Genomic DNA, 24303 nt, shown 5'->3' with positions numbered 1-24303 from the left:
GTCCCCACCACCCACCAGCCGGGACAGGCCCCGCACAAAGGCTGGACGCTCCGGAAACGGTCCGGCGACAATGGCCTTCAGAAGGACCAGGCACCCGAGGGTAAGGCTCGCCCGGGGCCCCGGCACCTCCTGCTCCATATCGTCTAGGTAGCAGTACAGGGCGTTCTCAGGGCTGGGAAGGCCCTGAGCTGCTACCTACTTTCATTCTCCGGCGGGTTCAAGAAACTATTTGGATCCCGTCCCTAGCTGATGCCATATGGACGTCTAAATGTCAGTCCCCCTTGGCAGACTGTGTGCATGGACGGGTTCGGGAATTCAGCACTGACAGCAGGAGCGGCGCCGCGCGGCGGCGTTCTGCAGGCTGCGGCGGTTCCTGACATTCTGCTTCCAGAGGCCGTTTTTCCGCAGGATGCCTCCGCGGACGACGGGCTTCCGTATGACGATGACCTCAACGCCGTGTTTCCGGCATCGTTTCCGGAGGACCCCTTTCCCGAGGTTCTGTTTGCCGACCGCCCTTTCGGCGAAGACCTCTTTGACGACATCCCTTTTGATGACGGCGTTCCCTCCACCGCCGCTACCACCTGGCACGCAGCTGACCTCACCGCTGACAATGCCGGTCTGATCGACCAGATCCATGTTTACGAGAACTTCAAGTGCTGGGCCGCCGGCCAACAGGCGCGGCTTTCGGTGGCCTTTGAGGCCCGGCTCCGTCAGGAACAGTCCGACCGGGGGACACTGAGAGCCGAAGACCTGGGCAAAGACCGTACCAAGGAGCACGGCCTGGGCGCGGCCGAACAGATCGCGCTGGCCCGGCGCGAATCCCCGAACCGCGGCGGCCGGCTGCTTGGGATGGCGAGGGCGCTGGTGCAGATGCCCCATACCCTGGCCGCGCTGGACACCGGGCAGCTCAACGAAGAGTGTGTCATGCATGTCGTGAAAGAGACCGACTGTCTGAGCCCGGCTGACCGGGCGGCGGTCGACGAGGAACTCGCCGCCGACACCGGAACCTTCACCGGCGCCGGGACCCGGACCATTGTGGGGGCGGTCCGCGCCGCCGCCGCGCGCAGGGACCCCCGCTCTGTCGCTCAGCGGGCGAGCCACGCCGCGTCGGAACGGTCCGTGAGCCTCCGCCCGGCCCCGGAGACCATGACCTATTTGACGGCACTGCTCCCCGTCCACCAAGGCGTCGCCGTCTACGCGGCCCTCACTCGGCACGCCGATGCCCTCCACGCCGCCGGGGACACACGCTCCTTGGGCCAGATCAAAGCCGACACTCTGGTCGAATGGACCACCGGCACCCCCGGCGGCATCACCGGTATCGAAATCAACCTCGTCATGACCGACCACACCCTCCTGCAGGGCGACAGCGAACCCGCCCGGATCCCCGGCTACGGCACCGTCCCCGCAGACTTCGCCCGCAACCTCATCACCCAGGGACGAGGAAAGCAGGGCAGCGTCCAGCCAGCCGCCGACGGTTCAACCGCCGGCCTGAAGGAGCTCAAGATCTGGCTTCGGCGGCTCTACACCGCTCCGAACACCGGCGACCTGGTGGCCATGGACTCGCGCAGGCGCCTGTTCCCGGCACCGCTGCGCCGCTTCATCCAGATCCGCGACGACACCTGCCGCACCCCCTACTGCGACGCCCCCATCCGCCACCACGACCACATCATCCCCTGGCACAACGACGGCCCCACCACCCTGGCCAACGGCGCCGGGCTCTGCGAGGCCTGCAACCACACCAAAGAACTCCCCGGCTGGAAATTCAAACCCAGACCCGGGCCGCGCCACACCATCGAACTCACCACACCCACAGGCCACACCTACCAGTCAACGGCACCGCCACTGCCGGGAACGCCACGGCCCGGAGCCGTGGTGCGCAAAACGCACCAGTCCGAGCGGCCTGGTTCAGCGCCCTAACGGAGGCGGCGGCAGGCAGGCCGCGGCTGCGGGGAGCAAAGCCCGGCGAGCAAAGCATGCGAGCTACAGCGTGCGAGGCAAAAGCGCGGTTACATCGCTACGCCTCAGGCGGGACAGAAGACTGTCCCGCCTGAGATGCTGGGCGCCCTTCAGGTACCGGCGCGTCTAGGCACCAGCGACGACCAGCGCCGCCGTCGCCCCGCGCCTACGCCTGCTCGACGAGCAGCCCCTTGGCTTTCAGGACCTCCGTCAGGTTGCACAGCTCAATGGTGGTTCCGCCTGCCTTGTAGAGGCCGATGAGCTCGCGTTCGGCGTCGTCACGTTCCTGGGAGAGTCGGATGACTTCCTCGATCTCGTCCTTCCGGACCACAACAACACCATCGGCGTCGCCGCGCAGGACGTCACCCGGGTAGATGATCTCGTCACCGAAAACCACAGGGTGGTTGATGGGGCCGATGGTCTCCTTAACAGTGCCCTTGATGGAGACACTGCCGGAGAACACGGGCAGGCCCAGTTCGATGAGGTCCTGGGTGTCGCGGACGCCGGAGTCCGTCACCAGGCCCGCGAGGCCCTTGGCCTTCATGGCGTTGCCGAGGACGTCGCCGAACGTGCCGGCTTCCTCATATTCGCCGGCCGCGGCTAGGACAACGTCCCCGGCCTCGGCGTAGTGGATGGCCACCTGCAGCATGAGGTTGTCCCGCGGCGCGCAGCGGACGGTGGTGGCAGGGCCGCAGAAGGACATGCTGCGGTCGATCGGCTTGATCCTGGAGCTGAGCGCTCCCTTGCGGCCCTGTGCCTCGTGGATCGTGGCCGAGGAAAACTGCGCCAGGCGACGGACGGCGTCGGCGTCGGGTCGTTCGATGTTGGTCTTTACGTGGATCACGGAATGTTCCTTCATTTTGGTGGGGGTTAGCTGAGTGCCCGGACGGCCTTGTCGATGGCTGCGATGGACTCTTCGATGACGTCGAGGCTGGTGGCGTACGAGATGCGGAAGTACGGGCCCAGGCCGTAGGCCGAGCCCTGAATGACGGCGACGGAGGCTGCCTCAAGAAGGTAGAGCGTGAAGTCCTCGTCGTTGGCGATGACCTTCCCCTCCGGTGTGGTCTTGCCGATCGCGCCGCCGCAGTTGACGTAGGCGTAAAAGGCGCCTTCCGGCGTCGCGCATGAAAGGCCGTCGACGGCGTTCAGGGCGGCTACCGCCGCGTCGCGGCGGCTGCGGTAGACCTCCACGCTCTCCCGCACGAAGGTCTGGTCGCCGGTGAGTGCGGCGGCGCTGGCGGCCTGGCTCACGGAGGACGGGCAGGAGGAGATCTGCGACTGGAGCTTGTTGATCGCCGCGATCAGCGGCGCCGGCCCGGCGGCGAAACCGAGCCGCCAGCCGGTCATGGCGTAGGCCTTCGACACGCCGTTGACGGCGAGAACGCGGTCCTTCAGCTCCGGGGCAACCTCCACCAGGCTCGAGATCCGGCCGGCACCGAAGTAGATCTGGTCGTAAATCTCGTCCGTCAGGACGAAGACGTTCGGGAAGTCCGCCAGGACATCCGCGAGGGCCCGTAGTTCCGCCTTGGAGTATACGGCGCCCGTCGGGTTTGACGGGGTGTTCAGGATGACCCACTTGGTCCGCTCGTTCAGCGCCCCGGCCAGGGCTTCGGGGGTCAGCTTGAAGCCCGACTCCTCACCGCAGGTGACAACCACCGGAGTGCCCTCGTTCGCGAGCACCATGTCCGGGTAGGAGACCCAGTACGGGGCGGGCACCACAACCTCGTCGCCGGCGTCCAGCGAAGCCATGAACGCCGTGAAGATCACCTGCTTGGCGCCACCGCCGATCGTAATCTCAGCCGGGGCGTAGCGGAGGCCGCTGCGCAGCTCAATGGTCTGGAGGATCGCCTTCTGCAGTGCCGGTGTGCCCGTGACCGAGGTGTACTTCGTCTCGCCCTTGCTGATCGCCTCAACCGCTGCCGCCTTGATGTGTTCAGGGGTATCGAAGTCCGGCTCACCGACTGTCAGGTCCAGGATCCGGCGCCCTTCAGCCTTCAGCTCACGCACGCGGGCCGCTGCGGCCACGCTGGCGGAAGACTTGATGCGGGACACTCGCGATGCAGGTTCAAATTCAGACATGGTCTCTTCCTAGGGAGTCAGGACGAAGCGATATTCGTTCCTTCGACACTAGGGAATCCCGGCCGGTATGGATAAGACCTAATCTGCGTGGACGGATAAGCGTCCCTTATGGGCCGCCGTCGAACGTCCCGCAGAAGAACACAAACCAAACTTTTTGGTTATGGCTCCACGCACTATAGGTATTTCCGCACCTCCGTCCGGTCTGCCTAGCCTTCTACATAAGTCGGGCCCGTTTGGCGGGCGCCATTTGGCCGGCCGAAGCCGGCGCCGTCCGATGTAAATCCGAACCGAGGAGTGCTGTTGGCTGTTCTGCACCGCGATGACCGCCGGGAAGGCTACTACCGCTACCGGGGGACGGCGAAACCCGATAAGACCGCTGTCCATGCGGAAAAAACGCGCAAACTGCTCAGGGACAACAAGCAGCGGATCTCCTTCAACGCCACCAGCATGCGCGCCCTCTCCATCCGGTTGAACCAACAGATCGCGCAGGCGCTCTGCGACGGACTGAAAGTCACACGCCTCGCCGAAGCCGCGGAGCTCTCGCGGTGGGCGGTCCGCACAGTGGGCCTGTCTGCCGACGACGTGGTCCCCTCCGGCCTTCCGGCCGAGCAGCGCCTTGCCGAGATCCGCCAGCTCAAATCCGAGCTGGCGGAACTTGAAGAGTCCAAGACGTCTCTGGAAGACCACCGCCTGAACCTCCTGGCAGGAGCACGACGGCGGGGAGTCCTGGATGACCACGAACTCGCCGCCCTCAGCGGTTTGCAGCGCGAAACTATCCGGAAAATCACCTGGGGCGTGCAGCCGGAACCCGGAGCGATCCCGGCGTAATTCGGCGGGCCGCCGTCGCCGGCGTCGTTGTACGCGGCAAGGCCCTAGCTAGGCCGGGCCAGCAAGCGTAGCGTCGAACTGCACGCTGTTGCTAGTTGCCCGGAGGTGGCCCCGATGGCTGGATGGAATGCTGATACGGCGGCGGGTCCGTTGGGGGCCGGGACGGTCACCCTGGTTGAGGGATCGTCCTTCTGCATTTCCTTGCCGAACGGGGACATCAGTGCCGAGCATCCGCATGGCCTCTTTGTGCGGGACGCCCGCATACTTTCGGGCTGGAGCCTGACGGTTGATGGCCTGGCGCTGGAACCGCTGGCAGCCGAGACCAAGGAGCCGTACCGGGCGCTGTTTGTCGGGCGGGTTCCCCGCTCGGACGGCTACGCCGACAGTCCGCTGATCGTCGAGCGGCTGCGGGAAGTTGGGGCCGGCATCCAGGAACAGATCACCGTTCGGAACTACTCCCTCGAACCGGTCGAATGCGTCATCGCACTGAGAATCGAGGCGGACTTCGCAGACCTCTTTGAGGTGAAGGAGGCACGCATCCTGCGGCGCTGGGACGAAAGCCGTCAGGCCGGCGGCGGTGCGCTCACCATCCGGGCCGCGTGGCAGGACATCCGGAAGGGCGTGGTGGTCCAAGCCCCGGGTGCGGATATTGCAGCGGATACGGTGATGTACCGGGCCACGGTTCCGGCGCATGGGCACTGGAGCACGGTCCTGACCGTGCTGCCCGGCACCGAGGGCACCGGTTCGGCGATGGCTTTCGTCCATTCCGAGGGGGACGGCCTGTCGCCCCGGGACCGCCGCCGGCGGGAGTGGGTGGCGAAGATCCCGGTCCTGCAGATGGGCAACCGGTCGGTTGAGCGGACGCTGCGCCGCAGCTACGACGACCTGGGCGCCCTTCGGATTGAGGACCCGGACCACCCTGAACGCGTCGTGGTGGCCGCCGGGGCACCCTGGTTCATGACCCTGTTCGGCAGGGACTCGCTGTGGGCTTCGGTCATGGCGATGCCGGTGGACCCGTCCCTGGCCCTCGGCACCCTGCAGACCCTGGCCGACCGCCAGGGCACCGTGGTGGACCCGATGACCGAGGAGGAGCCCGGCAAGATCCTCCACGAGGTCCGGCTCGACGTCTCCAGCGGACTGTCCCTGGGCGGCAAGTCCAACTATTACGGCAGCGTCGATGCCACGCCCCTGTTCCTGATGGTGCTCGGGGCGGTCAGTCGCTGGGGCTTCGCCGCGGACTCTATCGCCGCGTTGCTCCCTCATGCGGACCGGGCGCTCGAGTGGATCACAAACTACGGGGACAAGGACGGCGACGGCTTCGTCGAGTACGAGCGCCTCAATCCCCAGGGCCTGATCAACCAGGGCTGGAAGGACTCCTGGGACGGAATCAACTTCGCCAACGGCAAACTGGCCGAGCCGCCGATCGCCCTCTGCGAGGTCCAGGCCTACGTCTACGTCGCCTACCTTTCGCGCGCCTGGCTGGCATACGACGCCGGAGACACGGCTTTGGGGGATGAGCTCACGGACCGCGCGGCCCGGCTGAAGAAACAGTTCAACGAGCAGTTTTGGATCCCGGAACGCGGGTATTACGCCATTGCCCTCGACGGCAAGAAGCGGCAGGTGGACGCGTGCGCGTCGAACATGGGGCACTGCCTGCTGCAGGGACTCATTGACCAGGACAAGGCCCCGATGGTGGCCGAGCACCTGATGTCCCCGGAGATGTTCAGCGGCTGGGGCGTGCGGACCCTGGCCAGCGACATGGGCGCCTACAACCCCGCCAGCTACCACAACGGATCGGTCTGGCCGCATGACAACGCCATCGTCGCCGCCGGGCTCCTCCGCTACGGCTTCGTGGAAGAGGCGCAGCGGATCGCCACCGGCATGATGGATGCGGCGGAGCACTCCGAAGGCCGCCTGCCGGAGCTGTTCTGCGGCTTCAGCCGGGAGCAGCTTGCCGTCCCCGTCCCGTATCCGACGGCGTGCTCACCGCAGGCCTGGGCAGCCACCGCGCCGATCCAGCTGGTGACGAGCCTGATGCGGTATGACCCGGTGGTGTCGGCCGGCGGGGTGTGGATGGATCCCGCTCTTCCGGAATCATTCGGGGACCTGCACATCAGCAACGCGCCGCTGGGCGGCGGCCGCATCACCTTCGACATTGCCAACTCCGTCCCCTCCGTCCAAGGACTTCCGGAAGGGATGACCTTCTACCAGGGGCACCGGCCCTGGATGATCGAACTGGTTCAGCAGGCCACTCACCGCCGGAACGAACGGTTCGAGAGCTGGGGCCGGTAGCGGCGCCGGTGCCCTCCATTGCGGAAAATGTCCCGGTTTTGCGTAGTGCTAATCCGGGTGACCGCGGGTGTCAGGCGGCTTCGGCCGTGGAGCAGAAGAAACCTATGGTGATGCAAGACATCCCCGTTCGCACTTCCTGCTCCTGGCCATTCAGGGACAACGCAGTGCCGCACACCCTGAGAGAAGGATCCCGCCGTGGCCCTACCGAAACCTGTCCGAAGCCTCGCTGCCGGCGTTGCCGCCCTGGCCCTGGCCACCGTGCTGGCCGGGTGCAGCGCCAGTTCGGACGCGGCACCGGTCGATACCAGCAAGCCCGTCAGCGGAGGCACGCTAACGTACCTGGAACAGCAGGCGCACACCAACCTGTATCCCCCGGCCGGCGGCTTCTACCCCAACGGCGGCATCCTGAACCAGATCACCGACAAACTGACCTACCAGGACCCGGAGACCCTCAAGATCGAACCGTGGCTCGCGGAGTCATGGACAAGCAACCCCTCGCTGACGGAGTACACCTTCAAGCTGCGCAGCGGCGTCACGTTCTCGGACGGAACCCCGGTGGACGCTGCCGCCGTCGCCCGGAACTTCGACACCTACGGCCTGGGCAACAAGGCCCTGAACCAGCCGGTGTCCGAGGTGATCAACAACTACGACCACAGCGAGGTCATCGATTCCCTCACAGTGAAGTTTCACTTCAAGAAGTCTTCCCCGGGATTCCTGCAGGGAACGGCCACCATCGGTTCGGGCATCGTGTCCACCAGCACCCTGGACCGGAACTTCGACGACCTCGGCAACGCCAAGAACATCATCGGCAGCGGCCCGTTCACTGTCGCCAGCGAGGTGCTCGGCAAGGAGGTTGTCCTCAACGCCAGGGCGGACTACAACTGGGGACCCAAGACGGCCGAACACCAGGGCCGCGCGTACCTGGACTCCGTGAAGATCGTGGTGACCCCGGAGGACAGCGTGCGCACCGGCTCACTGCTCGCCGGGCAGGGCGACCTGATCCGCCAGGTGCAGGCCTATGACGAAAAGCAGGTGGAAGCAAATGGCTTCAAGATCTCCGCCCCCGGCACCCGCGGCGTCAACGACAGCATCGTCTTCCGCCCCGACAACGCCCTGGTTGCAGACGTCCGGGTGCGCCAGGCGCTGCTCAAGGCCACCGACAGGGCCGAGATTGTGGAGACCATCTTCTCCGAGAACTACCCGGCCGCCACCTCGGTGCTGTCCAAGGAAGCCATTGGCTATGTGGACCTCTCCGCCAAGCTCGGCCACGACCCCGACAAAGCAAAAGAACTGCTGGACGACGCCGGGTGGAAGCCGGGTGCCGACGGCATCCGCAGCAAGGACGGCAAGAAGCTGTCGCTGACCATTTACGAATCCCTGCCGCAGCCGCAGAACAAGGCAGTGCTGCAGCTGGTCGCCCAGCAGTGGGAGAAGATCGGCGTCAGGCTCAATATCCTCGCCGGCGACTCGGGCAGCAAGACCGTGGACAGCCTGGACCCGGAGAAGACCCCGGTAGCGGTGGCGATGGTGGGACGCGCCGATCCGGATGTCATCAAGAGCCAGTTCTACCCCAAGAACCGTGATGCCCTGCTGCAGAAGGGCGGCAGCAGCCAGAAGGTGAAGAGCTTCGTGGACCAGAAGCTGAACGCTCTCCTGGAAGCCGAAACGTCCCGCACCGACCCAGCCCAGCGTCTCAAGGACGTCGCGGACGTCCAGAGCCACCTGATCGACCAGGCCCTCGTGATTCCCATCTTCGAGGAGCCGCAGGTCTTCGCCGCAGCACCGTACCTGCAGGGCCTCGGCTTCGAAGCCGTCGGACGCCCCAGCCTGTACGGCGTCTGGCTCGCCAAGCACTGACATGCGCCGCCACCTGTTTAGCCGCGTGGGGCAGGCCGCCCTGGTGCTGTGGGCCGCCTTCACCGTCGCGTTCATCCTGCTCCAGGCGCTGCCGGGCGACGCCCTCCTGATCAAGTACCAAAATCCCGACATGGGGCTGAGCCCCCGGGAGATCGAAGACATCCGGGCCTCCTACGGCGCGGACACCCCGTTGTTCCTGCAGTACGTCCAGTCGCTGGGCGGCTTCCTCACCGGGAACCTCGGATATTCGGTCCAGGCGGGCGTCCCGGTGGTGGACCAACTGGCGGCGAACGTGCCGTCAACCCTGGCCCTGGCGGGTCTGGGATTCCTGGCCGCCGTGATCCTGGCCGCCGCCATCGCGTTCCTGTCCAGCCTGGCTCCGTTCAGCTGGCTGCGGGACGCGCTCCAGGCGCTGCCGTCCCTCTTCATCTCCGTGCCCGTGTTCTGGCTGGGAATCGTGCTCATCCAGGTCTTCTCCTTCCAGCTGAAGCTCATCCCGGTGATCAACCCGCCCGAGGCGCTGGGTTTGGTCCTGCCGGTGGCAACCCTGGCGATCCCCGTCTCGGCGCCGTTGACCCAGGTGTTGATCCGCAGCATCGATGACGTCCGCACCCAGCCTTTCGTTGCCGTGGCACGGGCCCGGGGCGGCAGCAACGCCTGGGTGCTGAGCCATCACGTGGCACGGAACGCCGTGCTGCCCGCCATCACGATCGCCGGTGTCCTGCTGGGCGAGCTCATCGGCGGGGCCGTGGTCACAGAGACCGTGTTCGGCCGCAACGGCATAGGCCAGCTGACGCAGGAGGCCGTCAACAGCCAGGACGCCGCCGTGCTGCAGGCCGTCGTCGTCCTCGCCGCAGCGGCGTTCGTACTGGTCAACCTCGCCGTCGACCTGCTGTACCCCGTTCTGGACCCCCGACTCAAGCGAAAGGCAGGTGCCCTCACATGAGCCACGTGACCCTGACCGCGGCCCCGGAGACACCGGGCGCCCCGGATACCGCGGCGCCGGAAACGCAAGCGCCCGATGAGGCGGCCGTTCCCCGCCGCCCCCGGATCTCCCGGCTGCAGCCCGGACTCGTGCTGTCCTGGCTGGTCCTGGGACTTGTGGCGCTCTGGACAATCGCCCCGGGATTCTTCACATCCCACAGCGCCACCTCGGGCACGGCCCGGGACAAGCTGCTGCCGCCCGGCGACGGACATTTGCTCGGCACCGACGAACTGGGACGGGACCTCTACTCCCGGATCGTGCACGGCTCCATCAACTCGGTGACCGGCGCCCTGGTGGCCGTGGCGGTGGGGCTCGTCGTCGGAACGCTCCTGGGCCTCGTGGCCGGTTCCCTTGGCGGGGTCACCGACGCCGTGATGATGCGGATCGTCGACGTCCTGCTGTCCATCCCCGGCCTGCTGCTGTCCCTGAGCATCATCATCATCCTCGGTTTCGGCACCGTGAACGCGGCCATCGCCGTCGGCGTCGGCTCGGTGGCCAGCTTCGCCCGGCTCGCCCGCGCCGAGGTCCTGCGGGTCCGCCGCAGCGACTTCGTTGAGGCCGCCTTCGGCAGCGGCGGAACGTTCGTTGCCGTCCTCCGGCGCCACATCCTGCCCAACTCCGCCGGCTCCGTCCTGGCCCTGCTGGCGCTGCAGTTCGGCGCCGCGATCCTGGCGATCTCCACCCTCGGGTTCCTGGGCTACGGCGCTCCGCCGCCCACGCCCGAATGGGGGCTCCTGATAGCCGAAGGCCGGAACTACGTGGCCACGTCCTGGTGGCTGACCACCTACCCCGGGCTGGTGGTGGTGGCTGTGGTCCTCTCAGCCAACCGCATCAGCCACTCCATCCGAAAGGTTCAGCCGTGACCGGAATCCTGACAGCAGGGGCGGCAGCCGCCGGCGCACCCACACTCACGGTCCCGGTCCTGGAACTCGAAAACCTGTCCGTGTCCTACGCGGACCGCCACCGGAGGCACCGCCGCGTGATTCATGACGTGTCGCTCAGCATTGCGCCTGGCGAGGTCGTCGCCCTGGTGGGCGAATCCGGGTCCGGAAAGTCGACGACGGCCCAGGCCGTGATCGGGCTGCTCGCCGGAAACGGCAGGATCGACGGCGGCAGCATCCGGCTCAACGGGACGGACATCGCCGGCTGGTCGCAGAAGCGGCTCGAAACCATCCGCGGAGCCAAGATCAGTCTCATCCCGCAGGACCCCACGAGTTCCCTGAACCCCGTGGCCACTGTGGGTTCCCAGGTGGAGGAAGTGCTGCGCCTGCACACCAAACTGCCGAAAGCCGAGCGCAGGCAGCGCGTCCTGGAGCTGCTTGAACGCGTGGGCATCCCGGACCCCGGGCGCCGCGCCCGGCAGTACGCCCATGAACTTTCCGGCGGCATGAAGCAGCGGGTCCTCATCGCCGCCGCCATTGCGCTGCAGCCGCAACTGATCATCGCCGACGAAGCAACGTCCGCCCTCGATGTGACCGTGCAGCGGCGAATCCTGGACCTGATCGACGACCTGCGTGCCGAATCCGGCACGGCTGTCCTGTTCGTCACGCATGACCTCGGCGTCGCCGCTGACCGCGCCGACCGGACAGTGGTCCTCCAAGGCGGCCGGATCCAGGAGCAGGGCCCCACTTACGAGGTACTCGCCCGCCCCACCAGCCCCTACACCCGGCAGCTGATCGCCGACGCGCCGTCCATTACTGGGGCCCCGTCAGTCGCCGCCGGCGAGGCCCGGCCGCTGCCTGACGCCGGCCGGGACAACGCCGTCGAGGTCCGCAACCTCGTCCAGGAATTCGCGGCAGGACGGAACCTGCCCGCCTTCCGGGCGGTGGACGGCGTCACCTTCAGTGTCCCGCGGGGCACCACGCACGCCATCGTGGGTGAGTCAGGATCCGGAAAAACGACGACGGCGCGTGCCCTCGCCGGTTTCCAGCGCCCCAGTGGCGGCCACATTATCATCTGCGGCCAGGACCTCTCGGCGCTGGACGCAAAGGGGCTGCGGCTGTTCCGCAAGCACGTGCAGCTGGTCTATCAGAACCCGTTCACGTCCCTGGATCCGCGGCAGACCATTGCCCGGATCATTGAGGAACCGCTGCTGAACTTCGACGCCGTCCCCCGGCAGCGGCGCGACGCTGCGGTGCGGGACCTGCTGGCGCGCGTCAGCCTGCCGGAATCGCTGCTCGCCAAGCATCCGCGGGAACTCTCCGGCGGCCAGCGCCAGCGAGTGGCGATCGCCCGGGCACTGGTGCTGAATCCGGAAGTTCTGATCCTGGACGAAGCGGTGTCCGCCCTGGACGTGACGGTTCAGTCCCAGATCCTGGCACTCCTTGAGGAGCTGCAGCGCGAACTGGACCTGAGCTACGTCTTTATCACCCATGACCTTGCCGTGGTGCGCCAGATCGCGGACACCGTCTCCGTGATGAGCAACGGCCGCCAGGTGGAGCAGGGCACCGTCTCCGAGGTGTTCCTGAACCCGCAGCATTCCTACACCCGGGAGCTGATCGACGCGATTCCCGGAAACCGAAAGGCACAGCCATGACCCGCACCGGCACCGCCAAGAGGATCGGCTTCTTCACCCGGCTGCTGGACGACGCCGGGCCCGCAGAACGCTACCGGCTCGCCCTCGAACAGATCGTCAGGGCCGAAGAGCTGGGGTTCGATTCCGCGTGGGTGGCCCAGCACCACTTCAACGGGTCGGAGGGCGGGCTCCCGTCACCGCTGGTGTTCCTCTCGCACGTTGCGGCGAGGACCTCGGGGATCCGGCTGGGAACCGGGATTATCACCCTTCCCCTCGAGGACCCGCTGCGCGCGGCCGAGGACGCCGCCGTGCTGGACCTGCTTTCCGGCGGACGGCTGGAAGTCGGCGTGGGAACGGGCGGCACGCCGTCCGCTTTTACGGCGTTCGGCCTGGACTCCGACGAACGGCGAAGCCTGTTCGCGGACAAGCTGCAGCTGCTCGCCGAGGCCTGGGGCGGGAAGGAGCTCGGAACGTCCACGGACCGGCTCTACCCGGCCGCGCCGCAGCTCCTGGAGCGGATTTGGCAGGCCACCTTCTCCGTGGCCGGCGGCGAGCGCGCCGGCTGGGCGGGCGACGGCGTGATGCTCTCCCGCACCCAGCCCCGGTCCCCCGAGGAGCCGTCGGCGCCCCTGGACGAGCTGCAGAATCCGATCATCGACGCCTATCTGGCGGCGCTTCCGGTAGGAGCAACCCCGCGGATCCTCGCCTCCCGAACCCTTTTTGTGGCCGACAGCCGGGCGGAGGCGCTCCGCTTCGCCGAAGCCGGGCTGCGCCGGATCGTCCCGCACTTCGAGCGCCAAGGCCACGTCATTGAAGGCCACGACGCCGAAAGCCTGATCAAGGCCACGGATGCGCACGTCGGAACGGTGGATGACGTCGTCGAATCCCTGGCCGGCGACAGCTCCCTGCAGCGCGCAACGGACATTTCCTTCCAGGTCCACTCGATCGATCCGCCGCACCAGTACATCCTGCGTTCCATCGAACTCGCCGCCACCGAGGTGGTTCCGCGGCTCGGCTGGAAAGCAGCCCCGGCCACTGTCCCCGTCCAGCAAGGAGAGAAATGAGCAGCACAGAACACGACGCCGTCGACACCATCCTGGGGGTCTCCCCCGGGTCGCCGCTGGATGAACTGCGGCGGCGCCGCCCCGTTACCCGGGACAACACCCAGGCCAGCTACCTGGCCCTGTTCGAGCCTGATGTGCTCAGCGATGCGAGCCTGCCCGAACGGTTCGCCGTCGGCGTGTTTGTCGCGGCGCTGCACGGAGATGCTGAGGCGACCGCCTTCTACCAGCAGGGGCTCAAGGCGGCCGGGTCCGACGACGCGCTGCACACTGCCGTCTTCGAAGCAGCGAAGTCGGGTGCCGCGCTCGGGCCGTACGGCGAGTACCGCGAACCCGGCCTGCAGGACGAAAACCGTCCGGGGCTGCGGTGGGCCACGCCTGCCGCAATCAGGGAGGCTCTGGGCGAAAAGCTGGGCGCGGCACTGGAACACGCGCACCTGCTGGTATTCCGGCCGCGGGAAGCTTCTCCGGCGGCCCTCGGCTCCCTCGTGAAAGCTGGCTGGTCCACCACAGGGATCGTCACGCTCTCCCAGCTCGTGGCTTTCCTCGCCTATCAGCTCCGGGTGGTTTCCGGGCTGCGGCTTCTGGCAGCGGCCCAGACGGTGCCCGCCACCGCTGACATTCCCGCCAACCCGGCTGCCGCCCAGACCGTAAGGACCGGATCATGACCGACGAACTGGTGACCACCTACCCCACCCTGAACCGCCCGGAGGCCTTCACACAGGATGGACTGGGCTGGCGGCCCTGGCTCCAGGCCCCCGACGCCGCAGACCTGACCGAGCGCCAGTATGCCGGGCTGGTGGACCGCGGACGCGCCGGAAGTGACTACTTCCGGCTGCTGGCCCGTGATCCGGAGATTCTGGGCGCACGGACGCGGACCGACAAGGACATCTTCTACAACACCAAGGAAGGCCTTCCCCGCGCCGAGCGTGAACTCGCTGCAGCGGCTACCTCCCGTGTCAACGGCTGCGTCTTCTGCGCCTCCGTGCACGCCCGGTTCGCCTCCCACCACGCGGACCGGCACGACGACGTCCAGCGGCTCCTCGACGAGGGCACCTCCGCGGACCTTGGCCCGCGCTGGAATGCCGTTGTGGCGGCCGCGGCTGCACTCGCCCAGACACCGCCACAGCTGAACGTTGCCCACATCCGGGCATTGCAGGACGAGGGGCTGGACGTCCTGGAGCTGGCCGACGTCATCCACGGCAGCGCGTTTTTCAACTGGGCCAACCGGCTCATGCTGTCCCTCGGCGAACCGGAGCAGCCCGAGCCGCAGAACTGAGCGAACTCGGGCCAAAACGAAAAGGGTGGGCGTCCAGCCGGATGCCCACCCTCTTGCTGTTTCGCCCCTTCTCAATCTCAGACCGCCAGCACCTGCCGGCCGGGAATGGCGCTGATCAGCTGCCGCGTGTACTCGTGTGCGGGGTTCCCCAGGATCTCCGCAGTGGCTCCGAGCTCCACGAGCTTTCCAGCCCGCATCACGGCCACCCGGTCGGAAATCTGCTGGACCACGGCGAGGTCGTGGGAAATGAACAGGTAGCTCAAGCCGTCCCGTTCCTGGAGCCCGGCGAGGAGGTCCAGGATCTGTGCCTGCACCGAAACGTCCAGCGCCGACACCGCTTCGTCCAGGACCACCAGGTCCGGCCGCAGGGCCAGGGCGCGCGCGATGGCCACGCGCTGGCGCTGCCCGCCGGAGAGCTCCGCGGGGAGCCGCCGCGCGAATCCCGCTGGCAGCTGAACGGCGTCAAGGAGCTCTGCGACCCGCCCGCGCTGCTCGCCCGGGCTTCCCTCGGCGAAGGCGCGGAGCGGCTCCGCGATGCTGTCCGACACGCTGAAGCGCGGATCCAGTGAGGCGAAGGGGCTCTGGAACACCACCTGGAACCGGCGGCGCAGCAGCCTGAGGTTTTCACCCCTCGCCGTGGCCAGATCCTGCCCGTCGAACAGCACGCTGCCGCCGCTGGGCTTCTCGAGGCGCAGCAGCAGCCGGGCCACCGTGCTCTTGCCGGATCCCGACTCGCCCACCAGCGCGAGGGTCTCCCCTTTGCGGATATCAAGGGAAACGCCGTCGACCGCGGTGATGGTCCTGGCGCTGCCCGCAGCGCGCGGCAGGCTGAACACCTTGCGCAGCCCCGCGGCTTCCACCAGTGGCGGCCGGGCTCCCGGGGTTTTTCCGGCGACAGGGGAATCTCCGGCAGACGCCGGACTGATCGGCGAAACCGTCCTCCTCAGCCGCCGCGGGCTTAGGCCCGGCGCGGCTGCGATCAGCGAGCGCGTGTATCCGTCCTGCGGGTTGGTCAGGACGGAAGCCGTGGGGCCCTGCTCCACGACGACGCCCTGCCGCATCACAATGATCCTGTCCGCCCGGTCCGCGGCCACGCCGAGGTCGTGCGTAATGAGCAGCACGGCGGTTCCGCGCTCCGCTGTCAGTGCCGCGATGTTGTCCAGGATCTGCCGCTGGACCGTCACGTCCAGGGCGCTGGTGGGCTCATCGGCGATGACCAGCCGGGGCCTGGCGGCGAGCGCGGCGGCAATGAGGACCCGTTGCCGCATTCCGCCCGAGAACTGGTGCGGGTACTGGCGGGCACGCGCCGCGGCGTCACGGATCCCGCTCTCCTCGAGCAGCCGGACGGCGGCCTCGCGGGCAGCCTTCTTCGGCTGGATGCGGTGGATAGTCAGCGACTCGGCCACCTGCTCCCCCACCCGTTGCAGCGGGTCCAGCGACGCCGTCGGGTCCTGCGGGATCAGGCCTATGTCCTTACCGCGCACGTTCTGCCATTCCTTGCGCATCAGGCGGGTGAGGTCAGCGCCCCCGAACAGAACCTTCCCTGAGTCACGGCGGGCGTTGCCCGGAAGGAGGTTGATGATGGAGTGCGCGGTGGTGGTCTTGCCCGATCCTGACTCACCCACGATGGCCACCACCTCGCCGGCGTAGACCTGGAAACTCACCCCTTGGACGGCGGGCTGCGGCTCGCCGTCCACCAGGTAGGAGACTTTGAGTTCCTCGACCGTCAGCAGGGGCGCTCCGGCGGGGGCTGCGGTACTGGCGGTCATCGGCTGGTCCTTGTCTGGAAGGCATGGGAGATGCGGTTGGCGGAAAGCACGACGGCGGCAATCACCGCGCCGGGCAGGGTCACCAGCCACCATGCGGCCACGAGGTAGTCGCGGCCGCCGGCCACGAGGGACCCCCATTCCGAGGCAGGCGGCGGGGCGCCGAAACCCAGGAAGCTGAGCGATGAGATGGACAGTACGGCCGCGCCGAACTCCAGCGCGGACAAGGCCAGCACCGGCCCGGCCGCATTGGGCAGGACATGCCGGAGCAGGATGGTGTGCCAGCGCACGCCTGCGGAACGCGCCGCCTCGACGTACACCGCTGTTCCCACCCGCAGCGATTCCGAGCGCATGATGCGTGCGAAGTTGGCCACGCTGGCCACGCCCACCGCAATGGCAATGTTGACCGTGCCGAAGCCGAGCACCGTAATCAGGGCGAGGGAGAGCAGGAGGCTGGGAATCGCGAGCAGGACATCCATGAGGCGCATGATGGCGTCATCAACCCAGCCGCGCACAAACCCTGCCAGCAGCCCGAGAGCCGAACCGGCCACGAGGCCAACGGCCACGGCGACGGCGGTGGCGGCCAGCGACGTCGCCGAACCGTGGACCACCCGGGAGAAGAGGTCGCGGCCCAGGCTGTCCGTGCCGAACCAGTGCGTGGCCGACGGCGGCAGCAGCCGGTCCGCGGGGATCCCGGTGTCCGGCGGCCAGGAGGTGAAGGCCGCCGGGACGGCGGCCCAGAGCAGTGTGGTGCCGAGGACCAGCACCGCCAAAAACAGTCCGGGCTGCCGCAGGGACTGCCGGGCGGTCTGCTGCAGCAGGCGGAGAATATGCCCTGCCGCTCCGCTCCACCGCGGGTTCTCGGGAGCGGCCGGAAACTCTTCGCTGCTGGCGGCCGGGCCGGGATACTCGGCCGCAAGGAGGTCCGGGTCCGTTTCCCGCAGAAGCTGCTGTGACATGGTGCCTCCTAGGCCTTGGCCGTCTTGCCGATGTTGATGCGGGGGTCCACGAGCGGGTAGATCAGGTCCACCACCAGGCTGGTGACCACAAAGATGACGGCCGCGAGGACAACGAGCGTCTGCACCACGGGGATATCCCGGCTGTTGACTGCCGTGACGGTGAGGCGGCCGATGCCTGCCCGCGAGAACACCGTTTCGCTGACCACGGCGCCGGCCAGCAGGTTGCCCACCAGGATGCCAAGCATGGTCAGGGTGGGAATGGCGGCGTTGCGGAGGGCATGTCCAAAGTTGATGAGCGCTTCGCTGGCCCCCTTGGCGCGGACCTGCTCTATATAGGGCTCGCCGAGGGTCTGGCGCAGGCTGCGGGACAGCAGCTGGGCGATCACGGCCGCCGTCGGGATGGCGAGGGTGAGCGCGGGCAGGACGATGCTGGCGGCGCCGTCGTTGCCGATCGCCGGGAACAGGCGAAGCCGGAAGGAGAACAACTGCAGGAGCAGGAGCCCGATCCAGAACGTCGGCACGGCGATCCCGAGCGGCGGCAGCGAGCCGAGGGCCTGCCGCACCCAGGGGTTCCGGCTGAAGGTGGCCGCAGTGGCCAGGGCGCTGCCGAGCAGCACGGCGAGCGCGAATCCCGCGGCGGCGAGCTTGATGGTTTCGGGCAGGACCTCGGCCACGGACCGGGTGGCCGCCACCCCGTTCTTGATGGAAATGCCGAAATCGAGTTGCAGTGCCCTGCCCAGGGCGATGAAGTACTGCTCGTAGAGCGGCCGGTCCAGCCCGTATTCGCTGCGCAGCTTCGCCACGAGCGCTGGGTCCACGGCATTCTGCTCATCGCCGCTGGCCATGATGCTGACGGCGTCGCCCGGGAGCAGGTACAGGATGAAAAAGGAGACAGTGTAGGCCGCCCAGAGGACAAAGGCGCCCTGCAGGAGACGTTGCCCGACATACCGGAGCATAGCTACTTGCTCAGCCAGGCGTCGTAGAAGTCCAGGCGGCTGGAGGCCTCGAACTTCAGGTCGTGAACCTTCTCGCTGGCGGAGATCGTGGTGGAAAGCTCGTACAGCGGAATGGAATGCGCGTCCTTGATGAGGGCCTCCTGGGCCTGGTCCACGAGCCTCTGCCGCGCATTCTTGTCGAGTGCGGCAGCCTGCTCACCAAGGGTAGTGTCCACCGGCAAAGCAGGGCGGAGGTTGCTTCCGCCGCGTGCCGTGTTCGCGCCAAAGACGGTCCGCAGGACATCCGGATCGCTGCGGGTCAGGTTGCCGTAGGAGAAGTCGTAGTCCTTGTTCGCCTGCGCCGCCGTGACGTCAGCGATGGTGGTGAACTTCAGCTGGAGGTCGATGCCCACCGCCTTGAGCTGCTGCTGCACGAGTTCCAGGACTTCCTTCGGAGACTGCCAGTAGGTGACCGAGAAGGAGAGCCGCTGGCCGTTCTTGGCGCGGATGCCGTCCGCCCCCGGCTTCCACCCGGCGTCGTCCAGTAGTTTCTTGGCGCCGTCGGGATCAAACTTCAGCAGTTCGCTGAAGTCCTTGAAGAACGGCGTGGTGTGGGACAGCACGCCCTTGGCGGGCTGGTCCGCCTCGGTCAGCAGCGTTTTGGTGATTTCCTCGCGGTTGATGGCCTTGGAGATCGCCTGGCGCACCGCCGTCTCCTTGAGCTTCGGCGTGGACTCGTTGGAGTACAGGTTGTACACCACCCCCGGGTTGGCCCTGGTCTCCTTCCAGAAGCCGTTGCCGTCAAAAAGCTTGATGTCCGCAGCGGAGATGGCGGCCGTGGCGTCGATCTGCCCGGACTGCAGGCTCCCGGTGCGGTTGCCTGCTTCCGGGATGATCTTGAAAGTGACGGTGTCCAGGTAAACCTCACCCTTGTTGCTGTTCGTGGCCGCGGGCCAGGCGTAGCCTTCCCGGCGTTCCAGAACCGCTTCCTTGTCCACCGTGTAGCTCTTCACGGTGAACGGGCCTGACCCTTCGAATTTGCCCGCGCAGCGGTCGGCGTCGCTGAGTTTCGCCGACGCCGGGGAGAGCAGCCCGAGCGTGAACGTGGAGGTGGCCTGCAGGAACTGGGCGTTGGGCTTGGCGAAATCCACCACCACGGTCTTCGGGTCCTTGACCGTGATGCCGCTGACGTCGCTCAGGTACGTGGAACCCAGGGTGGCTTTGGCACCGAGGGCCTTGATCGCCTCGAAGTTGGTCTTTACGGACTGCGCATCGATGGCCGTCCCGTCCGCGAATGTTGCTCCGCTGCGGAGGGTGAAGGTGAAGCTGGTGGCGTCCTTGTTCGCCTCGAACTTCTCAGCCAGCCAGGGGACGATCTCGCCGGTCTTCGGGTCCTGGGAAGTCAGTGACGCCACGGTCTGGCGGGCGACGGCGATCGCGTCATTGTTGCCTACCTGCTGGGGATCGATGCACCCCCGGTCCACCGAGATCGCGAAGTTGAGGTTGCCGCCCCGCACGGGGCCGGTGCCGGCACCCGGCTGGGATCCGGCGTCGGACGTGCCGCCGCAGGAGGCGATCAGCAGCGCCACGGTTCCCAGCAGCGTTCCGGCTGCCGCTGTTCGGCTAATCCGGCGGCCACGTGCCGGCCCGGCAAGGTCCGGCCCGGCAAGGTCCGGCCCGGCAGTTCCGGGCTCAGTGGTGGTGTTTCGGGCGTTCATGCGACTTCCTCGCTCTGGGTCTGGTCCACCGCGGCCAGCGAGCCGTTGCGGTGCGACAGCGGGGCACGGAGCCCCAGGTTTTGCCGGAGGGTGGTTCCCTCGTATTCGGTCCGGTAGACGCCGCGATCCTGGAGCCTGGGGACAAGCTCGTTCACGATGTCATCGAGGCCGGAGGGGACTATCCATGGCGTGATGTTGAAGCCGTCCACGGCCCCGGAGTGTGCGTATTCGGCCAACAGGTCGGCGACGTCGTCGTAGGAGCCCACCAGACCCCGGCCGTTGAGCTGGGCGCGACCGGAGACGAACTGCCTGATGGACAGGCCCTTATCCTCCGCCTCAGCCCGCCATTCCGCTGCAAGCTCCCGGGCGTTCTTTCCGTGGAACGCGTTGCCCCGGGTGGGGTCGGTGACGTCCACAACCGGGTCGACGTCGGGAAGCGGGCCGTCGGGGTCATATTCGGTTAGGGGGCGGCCCCAGAACTGTTCCAGGAACGCGATGGCGGTCTGCGGGCCCACCTGCCGTTCGCGGACCCACTGGTGCTTTTCCTCTGCTTCCTTGGCGGTGGGTGCCAGGATGAACTCCTGCCCCGGGAAGATCTTGACGTCATCCGCCGGACGGCCTGCTTTCAGTGTGCGGGCCACAATGTCCTCGCGGAACTTCTTGGCCGCCTCCAGCCCGGCGTGCCGCGAGAAGATGACGTCCGCGTTGCGGACCGCAAAGTCGCGGCCCTCCGGGGAGTCGCCAGCCTGGAACAGGACAGGATGCAGCTGGCCGGACCGCGGAAGCCTGCCGGTGATTTCGACGTCGAAACTCGCATCCTTGCGGCGGACAGGGGTGATGGCGTCCTCGGCCAGCCACTGGCGGGAGCCCCGGGACCCGGCGATTGCGCCGTCAGCCCAGGAGTCCCAGATCGCCTTAGCCGTCTGGACGAAGGCTTCGGCCCGGATGTAGCGGTCCTCGTGGGCGAGGAAGCCGCCGCGCCGGAAGTTGGCGCCGGTCCAGGCGTTGTCCGTGGTCACAATGTTCCACGCCGCCCGGCCGCCGGAAAGAAGGTCCAGGCTGGACAGCCGGTGGGCGAGGTCCGCGGGATCGTTGTAGGTGGTGTTCTGCGTGGCCACCAGGCCGATATTGGTGGTCACCGCGGCCAGGGCGGCGAGCGCGGTCTGCGCGTCCGGCCGGCCGGCGACGTCTAGCTCGTGGATCCGGCCCAGGTGTTCACGGAGCCGCAGCCCTTCGCCCAGGAAGAAGGCGGTGAAGAGGCCACGTTCTGCGGTCTGTGCCACCCGGCGGAACGATTCGAAGTCCGTCTGGGATCCGCTGGCTGGATCACGCCAGACGGTGGTGTGGTTGACGCCCTGGAAGAAGACGCCGAACTGGATCTGGCCGTTGCCGGGAGTGCGTGGGGATGTGCTCATGGGTCTGGCCTCTCTAGAGGGCCGCGGCGGCGGCATAGCGGTTGGCGGGGCGGGACAGGCCGAAGGATTCACGCAGTGTGCCGCCCGGGACGGGGCCGGACAGCAGGCCCGTCCGCCGAAGTTCCGGGAGCACCAGGGCAGCCAGCTCCGGCAGGTCGGTGTCCAGCACCGCGGGGCTGATCCGGACGCCGTCGCCCTGCTGGAACAGCTCGGCCAGCAGCTCCGCCAGCCCGGCCGCATTTCCCACGTAGCGGGCTCCGCCGTCCCAATGTCCGTGCGCGTCCAGCTCAGCCAGCCGGTCAGCCGCCCGCCAGCCGCGGGCGTCGAGGACCACGTCCAGTTCCAGGAGCGTGCGCGGGGCACCCGCGTTCCGTGCAGCCTCCGCTTCCGGCGCCAGTTCCTCCGGCGTGGCCGCGGACACCAGTGCCACGTCGGCTTCGACGGAGGGCAGCAGCGCCGCCGGGGCAAAGACCGGCAGCTGCCCCTGGAAGGGGCGGGGAATGATGGACGGCCCCTTCACGGAAAACCGGCCCGCCTCGAAATCCGCGTAGTGCAGTTTGCCGGCGTCAAGGTAACGGCCGGTGGCCGCATCCCGGATCACGGCGTCGTCTTCCCACGAGTCCCACAGCCGCCGGGCGCTTTCGACGACGTCCGCCGCTTCCGCGCCGACCTCCCCGGCAGGAAGGACGTCGCGGCCCACCGAACGTGCCTCCTGGAGCGTGTTCTCGGCGCTGACCAGCCACCCTGCCCGGCCGCGGGAGGAATAGTCCAGGCTCGCCAGCTGGGTGGCCACGTGGAAGGGCTCCGTGTAAATGACGCCCACCTCGGGCACCAGACCGATCGAGCGGGTCACCGGCGAGGCGAAGGCCGCACGCTGCACCGCGTCGATCCGTCCCGCGATCCCGGCGGCTCCCGTGTCCGTGGTCCGCGAATCGTGGAAGGTGGCGAGGTGGAAGCCAGCGATATCCGCTGCCTGTACGGTTTCCCGGATGCGTGTGCCGGTCAGCAGCGCGCCGGGCTCGTGCGCGGCGAACCGCCAGGCGGCCGGGTGGGCGCCGTCGCCGTCGAGCTCGATGCCGAGCACGGCGGAACGGTTTTTGGGTGTGGGCGATGAAGGCATGGTTCCCTCTTTTAGGGGCCGCGGACGGCCGTCTCGACATTCACTTGCCGCAAGTGCGGCCAGGTCTGTTTCCGGAGCACCCCGCCATCAAATGCCTGAGGGTTGCCGCAGCACGAGCCGGTCCTTGGCGTGCTGACTCTGGACCTAGACGTCGAATCTAAAAGGGCCGCCGGGACATGTCCAAACCGTCTGCCACGCGGTGTCAATTCGGGAAATGCAGCGTCAAGCAGTGGCGCATTCCGTCACGCGTGCCCGTCTTTTGTGACGGATTTTGGGCTCCGGTGACCCCCGGTTTCCGGACGTTGAGGACGGTGACGGAGGAGTTTGGCCGGCGACTGCGGCTCCGTAGTGTTCTGCCATGTCCAAGCCTTCCGTGGTTCCCCTTTCGGTCCTCGATCTCAGCCCCGTCTCCGCAGGCCAGTGCGCCGCAGACGCCCTGCGGAACACCATTGACCTGGCCGTCTCGGCAGAGGCGCTGGGATACAGCCGCTACTGGCTGGCCGAACACCATCTGAGTCCGGGCGTAGCCGGGTCCGCCCCGCACGTCCTGTCCGCCGTCATCGCCGCGGCAACCAGCACCATCAGGGTGGGTACTGCGGCCACGATCCTGGGAAACTACCGGCCGGTTCAGATCGCCGAAAACATCGGGACGCTGTCCGCCCTGTATCCGGGACGCGTGGACCTGGGTTTTGGCAGGTCCGGCGTGCCCAAGGCGCCGGCCGACGAAACCGGCCCCGGGGACCCCAGGCCGCCGGTCGCTTCGCCGGCGCCCACCGGCAACCGGGTGGTGGACGGCCTGCTGATCCCGGCCCCGCGGCCGCTCTTCGGCAAGAAGTTTCCCGAGCGCTTCCAGGTTCAGGCCGATCTGCTCGGCCGGGTGCCCGGCGATGCGGACAACTTCGAAAACGACGTCCAGGACATCATCGCGTTCTTCGCCGGCGAATTCCGTGCAGCGGAAGGCACGGAAGTTACCGTGCACCCGGCACAGGGCAATGCCCCGGACTTCTGGATCCACGGGTCCAGCGCCGGCCCCAGTGCCCGCCTCGCCGGGAAGCTTGGGCTGCCTTTCGGGGCGAACTACCACGTTGCCCCGGCGGCGGTCATGGAGTCCATCGGGGAATACCGGTCGCATTTCAAGCCGTCCGCCACCTTGGCTAAGCCATACGTGGCGGTCTCCGCCGACGTCGTGGTGGCGGAGACCGAATCCCTGGCCAGGACCATCGCAGCCGGATACGCGGACTGGGTCCACAGCATCAGAACAGGCCGCGGCGCCATTCCCTACCCGGTGCCCGAAGATGCCGGCCGCCAGCCGGAGCTGGAACCCGCCGAGGCGTGGCTCATCCAGGACAGGCTGGACACCCGGTTCGTGGGCCACCCCGCACAGGTGGCGGAGGGGCTGCGGACCCTGCAGCGCGCCACCGGAGCCAATGAGCTGCTGGTCACCACCATCACCCACCACCAGTCCGACCGGATCCGGTCCCAGGAGCTGCTCGCGCAGGCATGGGGACTCTCCTAGCACTTCCCGCACCACCGACAAC

19 protein-coding genes and 1 riboswitch are annotated in these 24303 nt (G+C 67.6%); of the genes, 11 read left to right on the top strand and 8 right to left on the bottom strand.

What is annotated here, in order from left to right; all coding sequences use genetic code 11:
* Window positions 1-297 precede the first annotated feature (297 nt).
* Window positions 298-1917 (top strand): HNH endonuclease, encoded by a 1620-nt coding sequence (locus ARGLB_RS00230; RefSeq protein ID WP_003797537.1) that lies wholly within the window; start codon window positions 298-300, stop codon window positions 1915-1917.
* Window positions 1918-2122: 205 nt separating this feature from the next.
* Here ARGLB_RS00230 and ARGLB_RS00225 read toward each other — a convergent pair whose 3' ends face one another.
* Window positions 2123-2800: a 4-carboxy-4-hydroxy-2-oxoadipate aldolase/oxaloacetate decarboxylase gene (locus ARGLB_RS00225; protein WP_003797535.1), complete on the bottom strand. Its 678-nt coding sequence runs from the start codon at window positions 2798-2800 to the stop codon at window positions 2123-2125.
* Between the two features lie 26 nt (window positions 2801-2826).
* Complete coding sequence (locus ARGLB_RS00220; protein WP_003797533.1) at window positions 2827-4035, bottom strand: aspartate transaminase; 1209 nt, start codon at window positions 4033-4035, stop codon at window positions 2827-2829.
* A gap of 300 nt (window positions 4036-4335) precedes the next feature.
* On the opposite strand from ARGLB_RS00220, the gene ARGLB_RS00215 reads away from it, so the two are divergent.
* The 9 genes from ARGLB_RS00215 to ARGLB_RS23885 all read left to right on the top strand — a co-directional run bounded on the left by ARGLB_RS00215 (window position 4336) and on the right by ARGLB_RS23885 (window position 14852).
* Window positions 4336-4863 (top strand): hypothetical protein, encoded by a 528-nt coding sequence (locus ARGLB_RS00215; protein ID WP_003797531.1) that lies wholly within the window; start codon window positions 4336-4338, stop codon window positions 4861-4863.
* Window positions 4864-4977: 114 nt separating this feature from the next.
* On the top strand, window positions 4978-7155 hold the full coding sequence (locus tag ARGLB_RS00210) for an amylo-alpha-1,6-glucosidase (protein WP_003797528.1): 2178 nt from the start codon (window positions 4978-4980) through the stop codon (window positions 7153-7155).
* A 195-nt stretch (window positions 7156-7350) separates the two neighbouring features.
* Window positions 7351-9012 carry a TIGR04028 family ABC transporter substrate-binding protein gene (locus tag ARGLB_RS00205; protein ID WP_003797526.1) on the top strand — a complete coding sequence of 554 codons (1662 nt, stop codon included), beginning with the start codon at window positions 7351-7353 and terminating at the stop codon, window positions 9010-9012.
* Window position 9013: 1 nt separating this feature from the next.
* The gene (locus ARGLB_RS24250) at window positions 9014-9958 is read left to right on the top strand and encodes an ABC transporter permease (RefSeq protein ID WP_003797523.1); all 945 of its coding nucleotides are present in this window, start codon (window positions 9014-9016) and stop codon (window positions 9956-9958) included.
* On the top strand, window positions 9955-10860 hold the full coding sequence (locus ARGLB_RS00195) for an ABC transporter permease (protein WP_003797521.1): 906 nt from the start codon (window positions 9955-9957) through the stop codon (window positions 10858-10860). The genes ARGLB_RS24250 and ARGLB_RS00195 overlap by 4 nt, the downstream gene beginning before the upstream one ends.
* Window positions 10857-12533, top strand: coding sequence for a dipeptide ABC transporter ATP-binding protein (locus ARGLB_RS00190; RefSeq protein ID WP_003797520.1), 1677 nt, complete (start codon window positions 10857-10859; stop codon window positions 12531-12533). Before ARGLB_RS00195 ends, ARGLB_RS00190 begins: the two co-directional genes overlap by 4 nt.
* The gene (locus ARGLB_RS00185; protein WP_003797518.1) at window positions 12530-13576 is read left to right on the top strand and encodes a putative FMN-dependent luciferase-like monooxygenase; all 1047 of its coding nucleotides are present in this window, start codon (window positions 12530-12532) and stop codon (window positions 13574-13576) included. The genes ARGLB_RS00190 and ARGLB_RS00185 overlap by 4 nt, the downstream gene beginning before the upstream one ends.
* On the top strand, window positions 13573-14241 hold the full coding sequence (locus tag ARGLB_RS23890) for a CMD domain protein (RefSeq protein WP_003797516.1): 669 nt from the start codon (window positions 13573-13575) through the stop codon (window positions 14239-14241). The genes ARGLB_RS00185 and ARGLB_RS23890 overlap by 4 nt, the downstream gene beginning before the upstream one ends.
* Window positions 14238-14852 carry an alkylhydroperoxidase domain protein gene (locus ARGLB_RS23885; protein WP_003797514.1) on the top strand — a complete coding sequence of 205 codons (615 nt, stop codon included), beginning with the start codon at window positions 14238-14240 and terminating at the stop codon, window positions 14850-14852. Before ARGLB_RS23890 ends, ARGLB_RS23885 begins: the two co-directional genes overlap by 4 nt.
* A 77-nt stretch (window positions 14853-14929) precedes the next feature.
* Here the strand turns inward: ARGLB_RS23885 and ARGLB_RS00170 are convergent, their stop codons facing one another.
* From ARGLB_RS00170 to ARGLB_RS00145, 6 genes are read right to left on the bottom strand one after another with little or no spacing between them, the layout of a single operon-like run.
* Window positions 14930-16621 carry a dipeptide ABC transporter ATP-binding protein gene (locus ARGLB_RS00170; protein ID WP_003797512.1) on the bottom strand — a complete coding sequence of 564 codons (1692 nt, stop codon included), beginning with the start codon at window positions 16619-16621 and terminating at the stop codon, window positions 14930-14932.
* Complete coding sequence (locus tag ARGLB_RS00165; RefSeq protein ID WP_003797510.1) at window positions 16618-17577, bottom strand: ABC transporter permease; 960 nt, start codon at window positions 17575-17577, stop codon at window positions 16618-16620. Before ARGLB_RS00165 ends, ARGLB_RS00170 begins: the two co-directional genes overlap by 4 nt.
* 8 nt (window positions 17578-17585) lie before the next feature.
* On the bottom strand, window positions 17586-18533 hold the full coding sequence (locus tag ARGLB_RS00160; RefSeq protein WP_003797508.1) for an ABC transporter permease: 948 nt from the start codon (window positions 18531-18533) through the stop codon (window positions 17586-17588).
* Window positions 18534-18535: 2 nt separating this feature from the next.
* The gene (locus ARGLB_RS00155; RefSeq protein WP_003797506.1) at window positions 18536-20230 is read right to left on the bottom strand and encodes an ABC transporter substrate-binding protein; all 1695 of its coding nucleotides are present in this window, start codon (window positions 20228-20230) and stop codon (window positions 18536-18538) included.
* Window positions 20227-21645 carry an NtaA/DmoA family FMN-dependent monooxygenase gene (locus tag ARGLB_RS00150; RefSeq protein WP_003797504.1) on the bottom strand — a complete coding sequence of 473 codons (1419 nt, stop codon included), beginning with the start codon at window positions 21643-21645 and terminating at the stop codon, window positions 20227-20229. Before ARGLB_RS00150 ends, ARGLB_RS00155 begins: the two co-directional genes overlap by 4 nt.
* Before the next feature lie 13 nt (window positions 21646-21658).
* Window positions 21659-22765, bottom strand: a complete 1107-nt coding sequence (locus ARGLB_RS00145) for an LLM class flavin-dependent oxidoreductase (protein ID WP_003797502.1) — start codon at window positions 22763-22765, stop codon at window positions 21659-21661.
* 35 nt (window positions 22766-22800) lie between these two features.
* Window positions 22801-22910: riboswitch (SAM riboswitch) on the bottom strand.
* Window positions 22911-23123: 213 nt separating this feature from the next.
* Here ARGLB_RS00145 and ARGLB_RS00140 point away from each other — a divergent pair.
* The gene (locus tag ARGLB_RS00140) at window positions 23124-24281 is read left to right on the top strand and encodes an LLM class flavin-dependent oxidoreductase (RefSeq protein WP_003797499.1); all 1158 of its coding nucleotides are present in this window, start codon (window positions 23124-23126) and stop codon (window positions 24279-24281) included.
* Window positions 24282-24303: the final 22 nt, after the last annotated feature.

Origin of the sequence: Arthrobacter globiformis NBRC 12137 (assembly GCF_000238915.1) — a bacterium.
GTDB classification, from domain to species: domain Bacteria; phylum Actinomycetota; class Actinomycetes; order Actinomycetales; family Micrococcaceae; genus Arthrobacter; species Arthrobacter globiformis.
Note: the sequence above shows the minus strand (reverse complement) of the source record. Positions and strands in the feature narration are given on the sequence as shown.

Bases quoted from the DNA above. Each gene is read 5' to 3' on its own strand.
- ARGLB_RS00185 (WP_003797518.1), top strand. From the start codon at position 12,530: ATGACCCGCACCGGCACCGCCAAGAGGATCGGCTTCTTCACCCGGCTG.
- ARGLB_RS00145 (WP_003797502.1), bottom strand. From the start codon at position 22,765: ATGCCTTCATCGCCCACACCCAAAAACCGTTCCGCCGTGCTCGGCATC.
- ARGLB_RS00170 (WP_003797512.1), bottom strand. From the start codon at position 16,621: ATGACCGCCAGTACCGCAGCCCCCGCCGGAGCGCCCCTGCTGACGGTC.
- ARGLB_RS23885 (WP_003797514.1), top strand. From the start codon at position 14,238: ATGACCGACGAACTGGTGACCACCTACCCCACCCTGAACCGCCCGGAG.
- ARGLB_RS00155 (WP_003797506.1), bottom strand. From the start codon at position 20,230: ATGAACGCCCGAAACACCACCACTGAGCCCGGAACTGCCGGGCCGGAC.
- ARGLB_RS00210 (WP_003797528.1), top strand. From the start codon at position 4,978: ATGGCTGGATGGAATGCTGATACGGCGGCGGGTCCGTTGGGGGCCGGG.
- ARGLB_RS00220 (WP_003797533.1), bottom strand. From the start codon at position 4,035: ATGTCTGAATTTGAACCTGCATCGCGAGTGTCCCGCATCAAGTCTTCC.
- ARGLB_RS00195 (WP_003797521.1), top strand. From the start codon at position 9,955: ATGAGCCACGTGACCCTGACCGCGGCCCCGGAGACACCGGGCGCCCCG.
- ARGLB_RS00160 (WP_003797508.1), bottom strand. From the start codon at position 18,533: ATGCTCCGGTATGTCGGGCAACGTCTCCTGCAGGGCGCCTTTGTCCTC.
- ARGLB_RS00165 (WP_003797510.1), bottom strand. From the start codon at position 17,577: ATGTCACAGCAGCTTCTGCGGGAAACGGACCCGGACCTCCTTGCGGCC.
- ARGLB_RS00150 (WP_003797504.1), bottom strand. From the start codon at position 21,645: ATGAGCACATCCCCACGCACTCCCGGCAACGGCCAGATCCAGTTCGGC.
- ARGLB_RS24250 (WP_003797523.1), top strand. From the start codon at position 9,014: ATGCGCCGCCACCTGTTTAGCCGCGTGGGGCAGGCCGCCCTGGTGCTG.
- ARGLB_RS23890 (WP_003797516.1), top strand. From the start codon at position 13,573: ATGAGCAGCACAGAACACGACGCCGTCGACACCATCCTGGGGGTCTCC.
- ARGLB_RS00230 (WP_003797537.1), top strand. From the start codon at position 298: ATGGACGGGTTCGGGAATTCAGCACTGACAGCAGGAGCGGCGCCGCGC.
- ARGLB_RS00140 (WP_003797499.1), top strand. From the start codon at position 23,124: ATGTCCAAGCCTTCCGTGGTTCCCCTTTCGGTCCTCGATCTCAGCCCC.